The sequence below is a fragment of the Pseudomonas anatoliensis genome, from assembly GCF_017976235.1.
Taxonomy (GTDB): Bacteria; Pseudomonadota; Gammaproteobacteria; order Pseudomonadales; family Pseudomonadaceae; genus Aquipseudomonas; species Aquipseudomonas anatoliensis.
On record NZ_JACVHC010000005.1, the window covers coordinates 552,799 to 568,859 of the forward strand.

At 59.3% G+C, this 16,061-nt stretch carries 15 protein-coding genes; 5 read left to right on the plus strand and 10 right to left on the minus strand.

Features of this window, described 5'->3' with window-relative positions:
- Window positions 1-99 precede the first annotated feature (99 nt).
- Window positions 100-585, plus strand: coding sequence for a GlcG/HbpS family heme-binding protein (locus tag ICA16_RS19320; RefSeq protein WP_210701274.1), 486 nt, complete (start codon window positions 100-102; stop codon window positions 583-585).
- Between the two features lie 11 nt (window positions 586-596).
- Window positions 597-1,007 (plus strand): hydroxyisourate hydrolase, encoded by a 411-nt coding sequence (gene uraH / locus ICA16_RS19325; protein WP_150603945.1) that lies wholly within the window; start codon window positions 597-599, stop codon window positions 1,005-1,007.
- Between the two features lie 123 nt (window positions 1,008-1,130).
- Here uraH and ICA16_RS19330 read toward each other — a convergent pair whose 3' ends face one another.
- Window positions 1,131-1,811 (minus strand): Crp/Fnr family transcriptional regulator, encoded by a 681-nt coding sequence (locus ICA16_RS19330; RefSeq protein ID WP_210701275.1) that lies wholly within the window; start codon window positions 1,809-1,811, stop codon window positions 1,131-1,133.
- Window positions 1,812-1,893: 82 nt separating this feature from the next.
- On the opposite strand from ICA16_RS19330, the gene ICA16_RS19335 reads away from it, so the two are divergent.
- The gene (locus ICA16_RS19335; RefSeq protein ID WP_150603947.1) at window positions 1,894-2,421 is read left to right on the plus strand and encodes an Mpo1 family 2-hydroxy fatty acid dioxygenase; all 528 of its coding nucleotides are present in this window, start codon (window positions 1,894-1,896) and stop codon (window positions 2,419-2,421) included.
- Window positions 2,422-2,517: 96 nt separating this feature from the next.
- Here ICA16_RS19335 and ICA16_RS19340 read toward each other — a convergent pair whose 3' ends face one another.
- The 6 genes from ICA16_RS19340 to dibA form a co-directional block, all read right to left on the minus strand.
- A complete protein-coding gene (locus ICA16_RS19340; RefSeq protein WP_210701276.1) occupies window positions 2,518-3,507 on the minus strand; it encodes a sulfate/molybdate ABC transporter ATP-binding protein in 990 nt (329 codons plus the stop codon).
- 3 nt (window positions 3,508-3,510) lie between these two features.
- On the minus strand, window positions 3,511-4,383 hold the full coding sequence (gene cysW, locus ICA16_RS19345) for a sulfate ABC transporter permease subunit CysW (protein WP_042557077.1): 873 nt from the start codon (window positions 4,381-4,383) through the stop codon (window positions 3,511-3,513).
- A 12-nt stretch (window positions 4,384-4,395) separates the two neighbouring features.
- Complete coding sequence (gene cysT, locus ICA16_RS19350) at window positions 4,396-5,214, minus strand: sulfate ABC transporter permease subunit CysT (protein ID WP_210701277.1); 819 nt, start codon at window positions 5,212-5,214, stop codon at window positions 4,396-4,398.
- Window positions 5,215-5,442: 228 nt separating this feature from the next.
- Entirely contained in the window at window positions 5,443-6,456 is a 1,014-nt protein-coding gene (locus ICA16_RS19355; protein ID WP_150603949.1) for a sulfate ABC transporter substrate-binding protein, read from the minus strand.
- Window positions 6,457-6,597: 141 nt separating this feature from the next.
- Window positions 6,598-6,780, minus strand: a complete 183-nt coding sequence (gene oscA / locus ICA16_RS19360) for a sulfur starvation response protein OscA (protein ID WP_007917682.1) — start codon at window positions 6,778-6,780, stop codon at window positions 6,598-6,600.
- Between the two features lie 236 nt (window positions 6,781-7,016).
- Window positions 7,017-8,936 carry a phosphodiesterase DibA gene (gene dibA, locus ICA16_RS19365; RefSeq protein ID WP_210701278.1) on the minus strand — a complete coding sequence of 640 codons (1,920 nt, stop codon included), beginning with the start codon at window positions 8,934-8,936 and terminating at the stop codon, window positions 7,017-7,019.
- Window positions 8,937-9,082: 146 nt separating this feature from the next.
- On the opposite strand from dibA, the gene desA reads away from it, so the two are divergent.
- Complete coding sequence (desA, locus tag ICA16_RS19370; RefSeq protein ID WP_150603951.1) at window positions 9,083-10,267, plus strand: delta-9 fatty acid desaturase DesA; 1,185 nt, start codon at window positions 9,083-9,085, stop codon at window positions 10,265-10,267.
- 236 nt (window positions 10,268-10,503) lie between these two features.
- Entirely contained in the window at window positions 10,504-11,493 is a 990-nt protein-coding gene (locus ICA16_RS19375; protein WP_210701279.1) for a GGDEF domain-containing protein, read from the plus strand.
- 119 nt (window positions 11,494-11,612) lie between these two features.
- On the opposite strand, the gene ICA16_RS19380 is transcribed toward ICA16_RS19375, so the two are convergent.
- The 3 genes from ICA16_RS19380 to gabD all read right to left on the minus strand — a co-directional run bounded on the left by ICA16_RS19380 (window position 11,613) and on the right by gabD (window position 15,865).
- Complete coding sequence (locus ICA16_RS19380; RefSeq protein ID WP_210701280.1) at window positions 11,613-12,824, minus strand: response regulator; 1,212 nt, start codon at window positions 12,822-12,824, stop codon at window positions 11,613-11,615.
- A gap of 136 nt (window positions 12,825-12,960) precedes the next feature.
- Window positions 12,961-14,238: a 4-aminobutyrate--2-oxoglutarate transaminase gene (gene gabT / locus ICA16_RS19385; RefSeq protein ID WP_150603954.1), complete on the minus strand. Its 1,278-nt coding sequence runs from the start codon at window positions 14,236-14,238 to the stop codon at window positions 12,961-12,963.
- 184 nt (window positions 14,239-14,422) lie between these two features.
- Window positions 14,423-15,865 carry an NADP-dependent succinate-semialdehyde dehydrogenase gene (gabD, locus tag ICA16_RS19390; RefSeq protein WP_042557069.1) on the minus strand — a complete coding sequence of 481 codons (1,443 nt, stop codon included), beginning with the start codon at window positions 15,863-15,865 and terminating at the stop codon, window positions 14,423-14,425.
- Window positions 15,866-16,061: the final 196 nt, after the last annotated feature.

The following is a 16,061-nucleotide window of genomic DNA, read 5'->3' on the forward strand; positions in this document are numbered from 1 at the left end:
TCTTCGGCCGCGTTGCCCATTACAAACTTGTAATCCGACTGACGGAGTTCTGACGAAGACCGCCGGCTAAGGTGGCGACATTCAACCCGGAGCCTGTCCATGACCTTCAAATACCTCGTTGCGAGCCTGGCCCTCGGCGTCAGCGCCAGCGCTTTCGCTGCTGCTGAACTGCCGCGCCACGCTGACCTCGATCTGAAAACTGCGCGCCTGCTGGCCGACGCGGCGATGAGTAATTGCACCGGCACGGTGTCGGTGCTCGACCGGGGCGGAAACTTGCTGGTGACCCTGCGTGGCGACGGTGTCGGGCCACATAACACCGTCGCCAGCCAACGCAAGGCCTACACGGCGTTATCGACGAAAACCCCAACGCGCCTGTTCGCCGAGCGCGCCCGCAGCAATCCGGAAACCGCCAACCTCAACACCCTCGACGAATTGCTGTTGCTCGGCGGCGGCATTCCGCTATTCGCCGCTAATGAATTGGTCGGCGCCATGGGCGTGGCCGGTTCCGGCGGTGGCGAGCAAGACGAAATCTGTGCGACCCGGGCCGCCGACAAGGCCGGTCTGTCCATCACCCGTTCCCAATAAGGAGATTCATCATGACAACCCTGCGCATGACCTTCGCCGCCCTCGGCCTGAGTGCGTTTTCAAGCCTGGCGCTGGCCGCCGGCAACCCGCTGAGCGTGCACGTGCTCAACCTGGAAAACGGCCTGCCGTCGCCCGGCATCAACGTGACGCTGGAGAAACACGTCGGTCAGAACTGGCAGCCGCTGGCCCAAGGCACCACCAATGAGCAAGGGCGCATTGCCGAACTGTTCCCGGCCAAACAGCCTTTTGAAGCGGGCGAATACCGGGTGGTGTTCAAGACCGGCGAGTATTTCAAGAAGGTGAAACACGACACGTTCTTTCCGGAGATTCCGGTGATCTTTGAAGTGAAGCAGACCGATCAGCATTACCACATCCCGCTGCTGCTGAGCCCGTACGGCTTCTCGACCTATCGCGGTTCTTAAGCCTTACACACAACAACTGTAGGAGTGAGCCTGCTCGCGATAGCGGTTTATCAGTCACGCATTTGTTAACTGAAAGATTGTTTATCGCGAGCAGGCTCACTCCTACATTGGATCTGCGTGAACTCATTGGAGCATGGCCAGCGCTCGCAACCGTACGGCATCAAGGATCTCGATCTCGCCATACCCCAAGCCAATAATCCCCTGCCCCTGCAAGTCCTTGAGGATCTGATTGGTGGTCTGCCGCGACAGCGACAGCATCGAGGCCAACTGCTCCTGCGGCAGTTGCAGCACCCGGCGGGGCGCGTCGATTTCGCCATAGCCTTCGGCGATCATCAGCAAGCGATGAGCCAGCCGCGCGGGGGCCGGCAGCAGGCTGAGCTGTTCGAGATTGATGAAAGTCAGGCGCAGTTTGTGGCTCATCAGCAACGCCAGATGCCGCCAGTACACTGGCTGTTCGTCGAGCAGTTTGAGCAGTGTCGCTTGCGGGATATTCAACAGCGTGCACGGCCCGACCGCATAGGCATCATGGGTGCGCGGCTGACCATCGAACAGGCAGATTTCCCCAAACCAGTGCGGCGCTTCCACCAGGCTCAGTAACGCTTCCTTGCCCTGCTCGCTCACCGCGCCGATGCGCACGGCGCCATCGAGGACCGCGTAAAGACCGCAGGGCGGATCGCCGCGCTCGAACAAGCGCTGCCCCGCCGTCAGCCGCCGCTCCCGCGCAGCCGCCAGCAGACTATCCTGAAAGGACGCAGGTAAATGACTGAACCACTGCCCGGTCATCAGTTGTGAACGCTTATCCATCAATACTCCTAACTGTCGCCTGCCTGACAGAGTAAGCGCCGATCCCGGCGCATGCTGCGATCACCCTACAGGAGGAACAACAATGAAAAGCCTCGTCGATCATTTGAGCCAATACGCCGCTTACCACCGCGACCCACGCAACATTGCCAGCCACTTTATCGGTATTCCGCTGATCGTGGTGGCAGTGGCGGTTTTGTTGTCGCGGCCGGAATGGTCGCTGGGCGGGTTGTGGATATCTCCAGCCGTCCTGGTTGCGCTGGCCTCGGCGTGGTTTTACCTACGCCTGGAAGTGAAACTCGGCGTACTGATGACAGTGCTGATGGGGCTTTCCGTCTGGGCCGGACATGTCCTGGCGCAACAGAGCACCATGGTCTGGCTGAGCAGCGGTCTGGCGATGTTTGTGATTGGCTGGGTGATTCAGTTTGTCGGCCATCACTATGAAGGGCGCAAACCGGCGTTTGTCGATGACGTCAGCGGGCTGATTGTCGGGCCGTTGTTCGTGGTGGCGGAGCTGGCGTTCATGCTCGGGATGCGGCATGAGTTGAAAGAGCAGATCGAGGCGCGGGCGGGGGTTGTGCGGGTTAATCCGAACAGCAAAGCGGCGGTTTAGGCCGCTTTAAAAGATCGCAGCCTGCGGCAGCTCCTACAGAATTTCGGTCGATGCCGACCCCCTGTAGGAGCTGCCGCAGGCTGCGATCTTTTGATCTTAAAGGCTGGCGACTTTCTGCCCGACCTTGGGTTTGAAGAACAACGTCTCACCTTTGGCCAAGCCAATCAGGCTGTCGTGATCCTTCACCACTTCGGCTTCGATCAAATCAGTCTGCCCCTCAACCTTCAACGTCACCCGCGTGGTCGCGCCCAGCGGCCGAATATCGCGTACCTCAGCCGCATGGTGATCTTCCAGCTCATGCCTGGACAACGACACTTCGTGCGGACGGAACAGCACGTGATTGTCGTCGCTCAACAGCAAGCGGTTCGAGTCGCCGAGGAAGTGATAAACGAAATCACTGGCCGGGTTTTCGTAGACATCACCCGGCGAGCCGATCTGCTCGATCACACCCTTGTTCATCACCACGATACGGTCAGCGACTTCCATCGCTTCTTCCTGGTCGTGGGTCACAAACACCGAGGTCAGGTTGATGTCTTCGTGCAGACGCGCCAGCCAGCGGCGCAGCTCTTTACGCACCTTTGCGTCGAGGGCGCCGAACGGTTCGTCGAGCAGCAGCACTTTCGGCTCAACCGCCAAGGCACGGGCCAGAGCGATACGTTGGCGCTGACCACCGGACAGTTGCTCCGGGTAGCGATCCGACAGCCAGTCCAGTTGCACCATGTTCAACAACTCATGAACCTTGGTCGCGATCTGGCTTTCGCTCGGGCGCTGGTTTTTCGGCTTCATGCGCAGGCCAAAGGCGACGTTGTCGAACACGGTCATGTGGCGGAACAGCGCGTAGTGCTGGAACACAAAACCGACGTTGCGATCACGCACGTCGTGGCCGGACACGTCTTCACCGTGGAACACGATGTTGCCCTGATCCGGGGTTTCCAGACCGGCAATAATGCGCAGCAAGGTGGTTTTACCGCAGCCGGACGGGCCGAGCAGCGCCACCAGCTCGCCGCTGTGGATATCCAGGCTGATGTTGTCCAGCGCCTTGAACGCGTTGAAATTCTTGCTGACGTTACGCACTTCGATCGACATGAATTATTCCTCCGCGGCGCTGGCGCGCAGGCGGTTGATACGGTTTTCGCTCCACTGCTTGAGCAGCAGGATGAAGAGCGCCAGGATCAGCAACAGGCTCGCCACGGCGAACGCGGCCACGTGGTTGTATTCGTTGTAGAGGATCTCGACGTGCAGCGGCAAGGTGTTGGTCACCCCGCGAATGTGCCCGGACACCACCGACACCGCACCGAACTCACCCATGGCCCGCGCGGTACACAGCACCACGCCATAAATCAGGCCCCACTTGATGTTGGGCACGGTGACATGCCAGAACATCTGCCAGCCGTTGGCCCCGAGCAGACGCGCGGCTTCCTCTTCCTGAGTGCCTTGTTCCTGCATCAGCGGGATCAGCTCGCGAGCCACGAATGGCACGGTGACGAAAATCGTCGCTAACACAATGCCCGGCAGGGCGAAGACGATCTGGATGTCGTGATCCTGCAGCCACGGCCCGAAGAAGCCCTGGGCGCCGAACATCAGTACGTAGACCAGACCGGCGATCACCGGCGACACCGAGAACGGCAGGTCGATCAGCGTCACCAGCATGCTCTTGCCGCGGAACGAGTACTTGCTCACGCACCATGCGGCGCTGACGCCGAACACAAGATTGAGCGGCACCGAAATCAGCACGGCGAACACGGTGAGCTTCAGTGCCGAGAGTGCATCCGGTTCAAAGATCGCGGTGAAGAATGCGCCAAGGCCGTTCTTCAAACCCTGCGACACCACGATGAACAACGGCAGCAACAGAAACAGGAAAAAGATCAGCCAGCCAAGGCCAATCAGGATTCTGCGCGAAGTGGCACTGCCACGGCGTGCAGCGTTGGCCGAGGAAGCGGCCGCAATAGACGATTGGGACATGTTCGCGCCTCCTTATGGGGTTTCGATGCGCCGCTGCAGCAAGTTGATCAGCAGCAACAGGACAAAGGAAACCACCAGCATCAGCACGCCGATGGCAGTGGCGCCGGTGTAATCGTATTGGTCGAGTTTGACCATGATCAGCAGCGGCAGGATCTCGGTTTTCATCGGCATGTTGCCGGCGATGAAAATCACCGAACCGTACTCGCCGACACCGCGAGCAAAAGCCAGGGCAAACCCGGTCAGCCAGGCGGGCAGCAATGCCGGCACCAGGATGTGACGGAACACCTGCCATGGTTTCGCGCCAAGGCACGCTGCGGCTTCTTCGACTTCACGGGGAATGTCGGCCAGCACCGGTTGCACCGTACGCACCACGAACGGCAGCGTCACAAAGGTCAGCGCGAGGGTGATACCCAGCGGGGTGTAGGCGATTTTGAAACCGAGATCGGCGGCGAACTGGCCGACCAGGCCGGCCGGCGCGTACAGCGCGGTCAGCGCGATACCAGCGACGGCTGTTGGCAAGGCGAACGGCAGATCGATCATCGCGTCGATGATCTTGCGCCCGGGGAAGGTGTAGCGCACCAGCACCCACGCCAGCAGCGTACCGATGATGCCGTTGATGATCGCAGCGCACAGCGCGGTGCCGAAACTCAGCTTCAAGGCTGCCAGCACGCGGGGGGCGGAGATGATCGTCCAGAACTGTTCCCAAGTGAGCTGCGAGGCGTGGACGAACATCGCCGCCAGCGGGATAAGCACAATCAGACTGAGGTACACCAAGGTGTAACCCAGCGTCAGCCCGAAGCCGGGTATGACGGGGGAGATACGACGCGACATAAAAGTCCCTGGTTAAAAACGCATCAATGTGGGAGCGAACCCTGTGGTGAGGGGATTTATCCCCGATGGGCAGCGAAGCTGCCCCAAAACCAGAAAATGCGGTGTTTCAAATACACCGCATACCAGGGTTTTGCGACTGCTTCGCAGCCGGTCGGGGATAAATCCCCTCACAACAAAAGCTCGCTCCCACATGTCATGTGCCCAAACATCAGGCTGGTTAGAGTGAGATTACTGCGCCTGATAAATCTGGTCGAACACGCCACCGTCATTGAAGAATTTCGGCTGCGCGGATTTCCAGCCGCCGAAGTCCTTGTCGATGGTCACCAGCTCCAGTTTCGGGAACTGCTGGGCATACTTGGCGGCCACGTCCTTGTCACGTGGACGATAGAAGTTCTTCGCGGCGATTTCCTGACCGGCCGGGCTGTACAGGTGCTTCAGATACGCTTCGGCGATCTGCTCGTTGCCCTTCTTCTCGGCGTTCTTGTCGACCACGGCCACCGGTGGTTCAGCGAGGATCGACAGCGAAGGCACGACGATGTCGAACTTGTCGGCGCCGCCGTCTTCTTTCAGCGCCAGGAACGCTTCGTTTTCCCAGGCCAGCAACACGTCACCCTGACCGTTGTTGACGAAAGTGATGGTCGAACCGCGAGCACCGGTGTCCAGAATCGGCACGTGCTTGAACAAGGTCTGTACGTATTCCTTGGCTTTGCCTTCGTCACCGCCGTTGGCTTTCAGGCCATAGGCCCACGCGGCGAGGAAGTTCCAGCGCGCACCGCCGGAGGTTTTCGGGTTCGGGGTGATCACCGAGACGTCGTTCTTGACCAGATCGCCCCAGTCCTTGATGCCTTTCGGGTTGCCCTTGCGCACCAGGAACACGATGGTCGAGGTATACGGCGTGCTCGCTTCCGGCAGACGCTTCTGCCAGTCGGCTGGCAGGGTCTTGCCGAGTTTGGCGATTTCGTCGATGTCGCCGGCCAGCGCCAGGGTCACCACGTCGGCACGCAAGCCGTCGATCACTGCGCGGCCTTGCTTGCCCGAACCACCGTGGGATTGCTGGATTTTCACGGTGTCGCCAGCGTGATCTTTCTGCCAGAACTTGATGAACTCAGCGTTGTAGTCCTGATACAGCTCGCGCGTCGGGTCGTACGACACATTGAGCAGTTCGTAATCCTTGGCAACCGCGGAACCGGCAAACACAGCGCTGGCCAGGGCGGCCAAAGCGTAACGGCGAATCGACGACATGGTGAAAGCTCCTGGAATTCTGGTGGTGGCTTTTTCTTATGTATGTACTGCTGGAATCAGGTTGCCCATGGATAAAAGATCGCAGCCTTCGGCAGCTCCTACACACAGCCCCCTGTAGGAGCTGCCGCAGGCTGCGATCTTTTAGCCAGGTTGTTTACCGGGCTGCTGCAAACGGAATTTCTCTTTGCGTTCGATCTGCACGACTTGAGCGTTGTGCACAGTGATCTCCACCGCGCCGAAACGCAGATCGCGCAGGGCGCTCTGGATTTCACGCAAGATGGTGCTTTCGTCCTGACCGTCAACGCTGCGAAGGGATGCGCTCATGGTGCTGCTCCTTTGAATGGGATATGCCTGGCAGTGGGCGGCACTGCGTTCGGCGTGGGAGCAATATAAGAGAGGCTCGGATATTCTTAAAAAGACTATTTAAGAATGTTTATATAACCAGAAAACATTATGTGGTGGGGCAAGGGGTTGCGCGGTGGCGGAGCAAAAGATCGCAGCCTTCGGCAGCTCTTACATGGATCGTGTAGGAGCTGCCGCAGGCTGCGATCTTTGATCTTTTAACCAACCACCGGTTTTCTCGCCCAATCTATCTCCTGTGCCGGCACCGGCCGCCCAAACCAATATCCCTGCCCCAGATCACATTCCTGCTCCAGCAAAAACGCCGCTTGCTCAACCTGCTCGATCCCTTCGGCATGCACCTGCATGCCCATACTCTGCGCCAGCGCGATGATCACCCGGACGATCGCTGCGTCATCCTCGTCCCACGGCAAACCGGCAACAAATCCCTGATCAATCTTGAGCTTTTGCACCGGCAAGCGCTTGAGCCGCAGCAACGACGAATAGCCGGTGCCGAAATCATCGATGGCCAGGCGAATACCCAATTCACGCAAGCGATGCATCTGCTCCAGCGCCACCTCCGGATCGTCCATCACCGCGCTTTCGGTCACTTCCAGTTCCAGATACGCCGGATCCAGCCCGGTCTCGCGCAGCACCTGCGCCACCTGCTGATACAGTTCACGCCGGGCAAACAACCGCGAAGACACGTTCACAGCCACAAACGCCAACACCACCCCGGCCTGCTGCCACTGGCACATCTGCTGGCAAGCCTGCTGCATCACCCAGGCATCGATTTCGGCGATTAACCCGGTGCGCTCGGCGATCGGGATGAATTCGGCGGGCGACACCAGTCCCCGCTGCGGATGCTGCCAGCGCACCAAGGCTTCAACGCCGATCAGGCGACTGGTTTTAAGGTCATGCACCGGTTGGTAGTAGACCCGCAACTCCTGTTGCTCCAGCGCACGGCGCAGTTCGAAGGCGATTTCGACCCGTTTCTGGGCGTGAGCGGTGAGCTCTTCGGTATACAAGGCATAACCGTTGCGCCCGCTGCTCTTGGCCTTGAACAGCGCCGCATCGGCATTGCGCAACAGTTGGCCGGCGCTGAGCGCATCGCTGGGGAACAGGCTTATGCCGACACTGGCGTTGATGAACAACTCATCGCCGTCGATGCCGACCGGCTCCTTCAGTGCATCGAGAATGCGCTGGGCGCACGCCGCCGCCTGGCCGGGCTGTGGACAACTTTCTGCCAATACCGCGAATTCATCACCACCAAGCCGCGCCACGGTGACGCCGGGCCCAAACAGCTCACGCAAACGGGTCGCCACCGCTTTGAGCAAACGATCGCCAACGTTGTGCCCGAGGCTGTCGTTGATCATCTTGAAGTGATCCAGATCGAGCAACAGCAGCGCACAGCCGCGCTTATGGACCTGCGCCGATGCCAGGGCCTGTTCGGTACGATCGCTGAATAACAGACGGTTGGGCAGATCGGTCAGCGGATCGTGGTGGGCAAGGTGCTGAAGCTCATGCTCGGAATGCTTGATCGCACTGATATCGGAAAACACCGCCACGTAATGACTGATCCGCCCCTGATCATCATGAATGACGCGGATGGTTTGCCATTGGGGATAAATCTCCCCGCTTTTGCGGCGGTTCCAGATCTCGCCGCTCCACTCGCCTTGCGATTCGAGCGTGGCGAACATCGCCTGATAGAAGCCCGGCGGATGATGGCCGGACTTGAACAGACTGGGTTGTTGGCCGAGCACTTCTTCGCGCAGATAACCGGTGATCTCGATAAACGCACGATTGACGTGCACGATCAGCCCCTGATGGCTGGTGACCAAAACGCCTTCGCGGGTGCAATCGAACACGGCCGCTGCCTGGCGCAAGTGCTCCCGGTCAGCGTGACGTTCACGCAACCTCGCACCTATCCCTAGAAACTCATACAACCGCGCCCGCGCCAGAAAAATCAGCCCGGCACTGACCGCCGCGAAGACATAACCGTTGATCAGTTGCCATCGTGCGAGTTGGATCGGATTATCGAAGAAATTGTTTAATAAATAACCAGTACCTTGCAGCCAGACCGCCGCAAGTACGAGATAGAGCAGCGCTGCACGCAAGGCATCGCGATAAGTGTCAGGCATTAGGCCATCCATGTCCCTACAAAAAAGTGGGATTATAGGTCAGGAAACATCCAGCTAACTCTTATCTGAAAGCGTGACTGGTTTTATCTGTGTGCTTAGTGATAATGCATCGGCTGTTTTTATCTTTATCGAGGGCCCTATAGCCTATGTGGTACGAAGGTTTTCTTGGCTTGTCGGCCTGGTCTCTGGTCGCGGTCACCTTGCTGATGACCCACGTGACGATTGTCGGCGTCACGGTCTATCTGCACCGCTACTCGGCCCATCGCTCCCTGGAGCTGAATGCCGGCCTGAAGCACTTTTTCCGTTTCTGGCTGTGGCTGACCACGGCGCAGAACACCCGCGAGTGGACCGCCATCCACCGTAAGCACCACGCCAAATGCGAAACCGAAGATGACCCGCACAGCCCGGTCATCAAGGGTTTGTCCACGGTACTGCGTACCGGCGCCGAGCTGTACCGCGCCGAAGCCCAGAACCCGGAAACCCTGCGCATCTACGGCAAGAACTGCCCCGAAGACTGGATCGAGCGCAACGTCTACAGCCGTTACCCGCTGTTGGGCGTGGCAATCATGGGCGTCATCGACCTGCTGCTGTTCGGCACCATCGGCATCACCATCTGGGCGATCCAGATGATGTGGATCCCGGTGTGGGCCGCCGGCGTCATCAACGGTCTGGGCCATGCGGTCGGTTATCGCAACTTCGAATGCCGCGACGCGGCAACCAATCTGGTGCCTTGGGGCATCCTGATCGGCGGCGAAGAACTGCATAACAACCATCACACCTACCCTAACTCGGCCAAGCTGTCGGTGAAGAAGTGGGAATTCGACCTTGGCTGGGCATGGATCAAAGTCTTCAGCTTCTTTCGTCTGGCCAAGGTGCAACGTGTAGCGCCGATCGCCCACCGCGTCGAAGGCAAGGGCAATCTGGACATGGACACCGCCATGGCGATCCTCAACAACCGCTTCCAGATCATGGCCCAGTACCGCAAATTGGTCATCGGCCCGCTGGTCAAGCAGGAGTTGGCCAAAGTCGATCACTCGGTGCGTCACCAGTTCCACCGTGCCAAACGCCTGCTCTCGCGGGAAACCAGCCTGCTGGAAGATCGCCACCACGCGCGCATCCAGAGCATGCTCGAGCACAGCCAGGCGCTGAAGGTCATTTACGAAAAACGCCTGGCCCTGCAGCAGATCTGGGTGAAGACCAGCTCCAATGGCCACGACATGCTCGCCGCCATCAAAGAGTGGATTCACGAGGCTGAAGCCAGTGGTATTCAGTCCCTGCGCGAGTTTGCCGACCAGTTGAAAACCTACTCGTTGCGCCCAGCCACCACCTGACGGGTAACAATGGGATCCCCTGTGGCGAGGGGATTTATCCCCGATCGGCTGCGCAGCAGTCGCAAAACCAGACGACGCGTTTTCATTGAGGGAACGCGTCATCCTTACCGCCCAGCAGAACCCCACTACCGTTGGGAACTTCGCCGAAAATCCCCTATCTCAAAGACTTCGCCATTCCGGCGGGCTTAGGTGTGGCCGTTGTTGTCGACGCGGCACGCCCTCTGAGAACTGTGCCGATGGTCAACAACAACCAAAAAGACTCATCCCTCCCGCAGTGGCCCGAGGCCGCGCAAACACTCATGGCATTGATGCACGCCCAGGGCGAAGTCGCTCGTCTGAGCGAACGCGAACAGCTGTTCAGCTCGCTGCTGGTCAGTGTCAACGCCGTGCTTTGGGCATTCAACTGGGAAACCCGCCAGGTGCTGTACGTCAGCCCGGCCTATGAGCGGATTTTCGGTCGCTCGGCAGGGCTTCTGCTGGCTGACTACAACCAGTGGCGCGACAGCATCTATCCCGACGATCTGGATTACGCTGAACGCAGCCTCGCCGAAGTCCTGCACAAAGGCGCCGTGGAAGATCGCGAGTACCGGATCATCGCCGCTGACGGGCAGGTGCGCTGGTTGAGCGACAAATGCTTCATCAATCGTCAGGACGAGCCCGGGCAACCGGTGATCATCGTCGGCATCGCTGAAGACATCACCGATAAAAAGCAGATGGAAACCGAGCTGCAACGTCTGGCCACCACCGATGTGTTGACCCAGAGCAGCAACCGCCGGCATTTTTTCGAATGCGCCAATCGCGAGTTCGAAGAGGCGCGGCTGCAAGGCTCGCCACTGGCGTTTCTGCTGTTGGATATCGATGACTTCAAAATGATCAACGACACCTACGGCCACCCTCAAGGCGACAGCGTGCTGCAAGCCATTGCCGAATGTGGCCGCGCCTCGTTGCGACGGGGAGACTTGTTCGGGCGAATAGGCGGTGAAGAATTTGCCGCGGTGTTCCCCGGCTGCGCCCCCGACATGGCCATGCAAGTCGCCGAGCGGCTGCAACAAGAGATTCAGCGTTTGAGCTTCAGCCATGACGGCCAGACGTTCGGCATCACCGTCAGCCAGGGCCTGACCAGCCTCACCGATAGCGACGAAAGCCTCGACAGCCTGTTCGCCCGGGCGGATACGGCGATGTATGAAGCCAAGCGTCAGGGCAAGAACCGGATTATCTCCGGCTGAACCTTTGGCTCAAGCCCAACCAAATCCCCTGTAGGAGCTGCGGCACGCTGCGATCTTTTGACTTTAAAGATCAGGATCAAAAGATCGCAGCGTGCTGCAGCTCCTACATTGGAATCTGGCTATTTACGCATCCGCATCAACTCCGGCAACCCGATCTTGAGCAACCGCGCCGTCCGGCTCTTCGCCAATGCCTCGATACCTTCATACTCGGTCAGGCGAGCCATTTGCGCCGCCATGTTCATCACCAGCGCCTCGCGGGAATAAACTCCACCGCCGAGCTGGTAGACCGAGGCAATCAACTCACGCAGTTCCAGCGGCAGTCGCCAACGGGTGCGCAGCGCAGAACCATACGCCGCGCCAAATTGCGCCAACGCTTCACCGACTTCCTCCAGATCGTCCAGCTCACCGCCCGCCTGTTTCCATTCTTGCAAACAGCGCAGCAACGCCAGATCACCCAGACGATGCAGCATGCCCGCGCAATAGCAGCGCTCCTGATCCAGATCGAGCAACCGCGCCAGCGTGCGCGCGTATTCAGCGGTGTGCAGCGACAGCCCCCAATAACGTTCGGCGTAGTCCGCCAGACATGGGTCGCTAAGCCGGGCACTGCGTTTGAGCGCCAGCCCCAGAATCAGATTCATGCTTTGCCCCGTCCCAAGCCGCTGCAGTGCCTGAGCCAGAGTTTGCACCGGTGCGCCATGGTGTTGCGCGGCGCTGTTGGCCGCCGCAATCAATACCGCTGTAATCTGCGGATCGGTACGGATTTCCTGTTGCAGCACCGTCAGATCGAGACCACCAGGATTGAGGCTGCGCTTGACCGCGACCTGCACATCCGTCATCAACGGCGCGCCGTCGGCCTGCTCACGGCGTCGCTCAAGGAATACCGACAAGGTCATGCCGGGCGCCAGTGCCGGGACGTCACAGAACACTTCTTCCCCGGCATTCAACAGCAAACCCTGCAAACGCTCGGTCAGGCTTTCCATGTTCAGCGGTTTGGTCAGGTACGCCGTCGGCGCCAGCAGTATGGCCTCACGCACGCTGGCACTGTCGTTGCGGCTGCTCATCAAAATGAACGGCAGCGGCGGATTACGTTTGCGCTGACGCACACTGCGCAACACATTCAAACCATCGACGCCGGGTAATTCCCAATCGACGATGGCCAGGTCGTACGGCACTTCACTGAGCATCGCCATCGCTTGCTTGCCATCGGCACACAGGTCCAGCCGCGCATCACAACGCACGTTCAGCAACACTTGTTTGAGCAGGTCCCGGGACCACGGATCAGCTTCGGCAATCAGCACTCGGGGTACGGCGGGTAAATCAACGGCAGTCATGCACGCTCTCCCTTGCAATGCCTGAACCTTAGCCAATGATGGCCATTCGATACAGCGTTAAAGCAGGCGATGTGTTTCAGGGGCATAAAAAAACCCGCCGAAGCGGGTTTTTTGTCGATCAGGTCACACTGGGTGATCAGAGCTCGGAGAAGCACTCTTCGATGATCGCCAGACCTTGGTCCAGTTGCTCGTCCGGCGAGGTCAGCGGTACGAGTACGCGCAGCACGTTGCCGTAGGTGCCGCAGGACAGCAGAATCAGGCCCTTGTCGCGAGCCTTGGCCACAACGGACGCTACAGCGGCAGCGTTCGGCTTGTGACTGTCGCCGTTTTCGAACAGCTCAACGGCGATCATCGCGCCCAATGCACGGACTTCGCCGATCACCGGGTACTTGGCCTGGATGGCTTTGAGGCCGGTGACCAGACGCTCGCCGACAGCCTTGCAGCGGTCCAGCAGGTGTTCTTCTTCAAACACTTCCATCACGGCCAGAGCAGCGGCGCAAGCGATCGGGCTACCGGCATAAGTGCCGCCCAGGCCGCCTGGTGCGATGGCGTCCATGTATTCAGCCTTGCCACACACACCGGCCAGCGGGAAACCGCCTGCAATGGATTTGGCGAAGGTGGTCAGGTCGGCAGCAACGCCCATCTGTTCCATGGCGAAGAACGTACCGGTACGGCCAGCGCCGGTTTGCACTTCGTCAGCAATCAGCAGGATGCCGTGCTGGTCGCACAGGGCACGCAGACGCTTCATGAATTCCTTCGGCGCGACGTAGAAACCACCTTCGCCCTGTACAGGCTCGATGATGATCGCGGCGATGTCTTTCGGCTCGGCGTCATTCTTGAAAATGCGTTCGATGGAAGCGATCGAGTCGTCGATGCTCACGCCGTGCAGTTCGTTCGGGTAAAGCGCGCGGAAGATGCCACCAGGCATCAGGCCCATGCCGGCCGAGTAAGGCACGACTTTACCGGTCAGGCCCAGAGTCATCATGGTGCGACCGTGGTAAGCGCCGGTGAAGGCGATCACGCCAGCACGGCCAGTGGCAGCACGAGCGATTTTCACGGCGTTTTCCACCGCTTCGGAACCGGTGGTGACCAGCAGGGTTTTCTTGGCGAAATCACCAGGCACCTTGGCGTTGATTTTTTCACACAGCTCAACGTACGGCTCGTAGGCCAGCACCTGGAAGCAGGTGTGAGTCAGCTTGTTCAGCTGTTCGGTCACGGCAGCGATGATTTTCGGGTGCACGTGGCCGGTGTTCAGCACGGCGATACCGCCGGCGAAGTCGATGAATTCACGACCTTCAACGTCAGTCACGGTAGCGTTCTTCGCGGATTCGGCGAAGATCGGGTGAATCTGGCCAACACCACGGGGTACAGCAGCGTTACGGCGGGCCATCAGTTCAGCGTTAGTCTTGCTCATTACAGTCCTCATTCGCCGCTCATCGGGCGGCGTGGTTCAAGGATTAAGCGGGAGGAAGCGACGGTGGCAGCATGCGATGATCGACTGCCACGGCGTTCCCGGCCGCAGAGAAAATTCCGGTTTGAAACACGCAAAGGGACAGCGCTCTCGTGCCCTTTGCGTTTGCAGCGATCCCTTTCCCGGCTTAGATGCCCAGGCAGAGGTATTTGATTTCCAGGTAATCTTCGATGCCGTACTTGGAGCCTTCACGGCCCAGGCCCGAGGCCTTGATACCGCCGAACGGTGCGACTTCGTTGGAGATCAGCCCGGTGTTGACGCCAACCATGCCGTATTCCAGGGCTTCAGCCACACGGAACACACGGCCCAGATCGCGGGCATAGAAGTACGAAGCCAGACCGAACTCGGTGTCGTTAGACATTGCGATCACTTCGGCTTCGTCTTTGAAACGGAACAACGGCGCCAGTGGGCCGAAGGTTTCTTCCTTGGCCACTGCCGCGTTTTTCGGCACGTTGGTAAGGATGGTCGGCTCGAAAAAGTTGCCTTCCATTTGCTTGCCGCCAGCCAAAACCGTTGCGCCTTTGGCTACAGCGTCAGCGATGTGCTCTTGCACCTTCGCCACGGCTTTTTCGTCGATCAGCGGGCCAGTGGTGGTGCCGTCTTCCAGACCGTTGCCGATCTTCAGTTTGGCTACAGCCACTTTCAGTTTCTCGGCGAACGCGTCGTAGACCGAATCCTGAATGTACAGACGGTTGGCGCAGACGCAGGTCTGACCGTTGTTGCGGTATTTGGAAATGATCGCGCCTTCGACGGCCTTATCCAGGTCCGCATCGTCGAACACGATGAACGGCGCGTTGCCGCCCAGTTCCAGCGAAACTTTCTTGATGTCCTTGGCGCATTCAGCCATCAGCTGACGGCCGATTTCGGTCGAGCCGGTGAAGGACAGTTTGCGTACGATCGGGTTGCTGGTCAGCTCGCTGCCGATGTCGCCAGCGCTGCCGGACACCACGCTGAACACGCCAGCAGGAATGCCGGCACGCTGAGCCAGTTCAGCCAGAGCGAATGCGGAGAATGGAGTTTGCGAAGCAGGCTTGAGCACCATGGTGCAACCGGCAGCCAGCGCAGGGCCGGCCTTACGGGTGATCATCGCTGCCGGGAAGTTCCACGGGGTGATGGCCGCAGTAACGCCGATTGGCTGCTTGATAACGATCAGACGCTTGTCTGGCTGGTGACCCGGAATCACGTCACCGTAGATGCGCTTGGCTTCTTCGGCGAACCATTCGATGAACGAAGCGGCGTAAACGATTTCGCCTTTGGCTTCGGCCAGCGGCTTGCCCTGCTCGAGCGTCATCAGGCGAGCGAGGTCGTCCTGGTTCTCGATGATCAGTTCGAACCAGCGACGCAGCTTGTTCGCACGATCCTTGGCGGTCAGTGCACGCCAGGCCGGCAGCGCTTTGTCAGCGGCTTCAATGGCACGGCGGGTTTCGGCAGCGCCCATCTTCGGCACGGTGCCGAGGATTTCGCCAGTTGCCGGGTTATTGACCTTGATCGTCTGACCGTTGTCCGCATCGACCCAAGCGCCATCAATGAAGGCTTGCTGGCGGAACAACTGGGTGTCTTTAAGCTGCATGTCGGCTTTCCTTAACAGCACCGCGGCCTGCGCGGAGCAAATTATGATTGTAGAAAGGCGCCTCGCAAGGCTGCCGTCAGGGAAATCAGTGACCGGGTGAGGCGCAAGAATAGTGCACGCTTCGGAACACCTGCGCTTCAACACCCAATCAACGGGCGTTTGAAATCTCAAACGGATCGTAGGAGCAAAGGGGTTA

Excerpts from the sequence above, each read along its gene's own strand:
- gabT (WP_150603954.1), bottom strand. The coding sequence starts at position 14,238 with ATGAGCAAGACTAACGCTGAACTGATGGCCCGCCGTAACGCTGCTGTA.
- oscA (WP_007917682.1), bottom strand. The coding sequence starts at position 6,780 with ATGAGCGCATCCCTTCGCAGCGTTGACGGTCAGGACGAAAGCACCATC.
- ICA16_RS19335 (WP_150603947.1), top strand. The coding sequence starts at position 1,894 with ATGAAAAGCCTCGTCGATCATTTGAGCCAATACGCCGCTTACCACCGC.
- ICA16_RS19355 (WP_150603949.1), bottom strand. The coding sequence starts at position 6,456 with ATGTCGTCGATTCGCCGTTACGCTTTGGCCGCCCTGGCCAGCGCTGTG.
- ICA16_RS19380 (WP_210701280.1), bottom strand. The coding sequence starts at position 12,824 with ATGACTGCCGTTGATTTACCCGCCGTACCCCGAGTGCTGATTGCCGAA.
- desA (WP_150603951.1), top strand. The coding sequence starts at position 9,083 with ATGTGGTACGAAGGTTTTCTTGGCTTGTCGGCCTGGTCTCTGGTCGCG.
- ICA16_RS19330 (WP_210701275.1), bottom strand. The coding sequence starts at position 1,811 with ATGGATAAGCGTTCACAACTGATGACCGGGCAGTGGTTCAGTCATTTA.
- dibA (WP_210701278.1), bottom strand. The coding sequence starts at position 8,936 with ATGCCTGACACTTATCGCGATGCCTTGCGTGCAGCGCTGCTCTATCTC.
- ICA16_RS19340 (WP_210701276.1), bottom strand. The coding sequence starts at position 3,507 with ATGTCGATCGAAGTGCGTAACGTCAGCAAGAATTTCAACGCGTTCAAG.
- ICA16_RS19375 (WP_210701279.1), top strand. The coding sequence starts at position 10,504 with ATGGTCAACAACAACCAAAAAGACTCATCCCTCCCGCAGTGGCCCGAG.
- cysT (WP_210701277.1), bottom strand. The coding sequence starts at position 5,214 with ATGTCGCGTCGTATCTCCCCCGTCATACCCGGCTTCGGGCTGACGCTG.
- gabD (WP_042557069.1), bottom strand. The coding sequence starts at position 15,865 with ATGCAGCTTAAAGACACCCAGTTGTTCCGCCAGCAAGCCTTCATTGAT.
- cysW (WP_042557077.1), bottom strand. The coding sequence starts at position 4,383 with ATGTCCCAATCGTCTATTGCGGCCGCTTCCTCGGCCAACGCTGCACGC.
- uraH (WP_150603945.1), top strand. The coding sequence starts at position 597 with ATGACAACCCTGCGCATGACCTTCGCCGCCCTCGGCCTGAGTGCGTTT.
- ICA16_RS19320 (WP_210701274.1), top strand. The coding sequence starts at position 100 with ATGACCTTCAAATACCTCGTTGCGAGCCTGGCCCTCGGCGTCAGCGCC.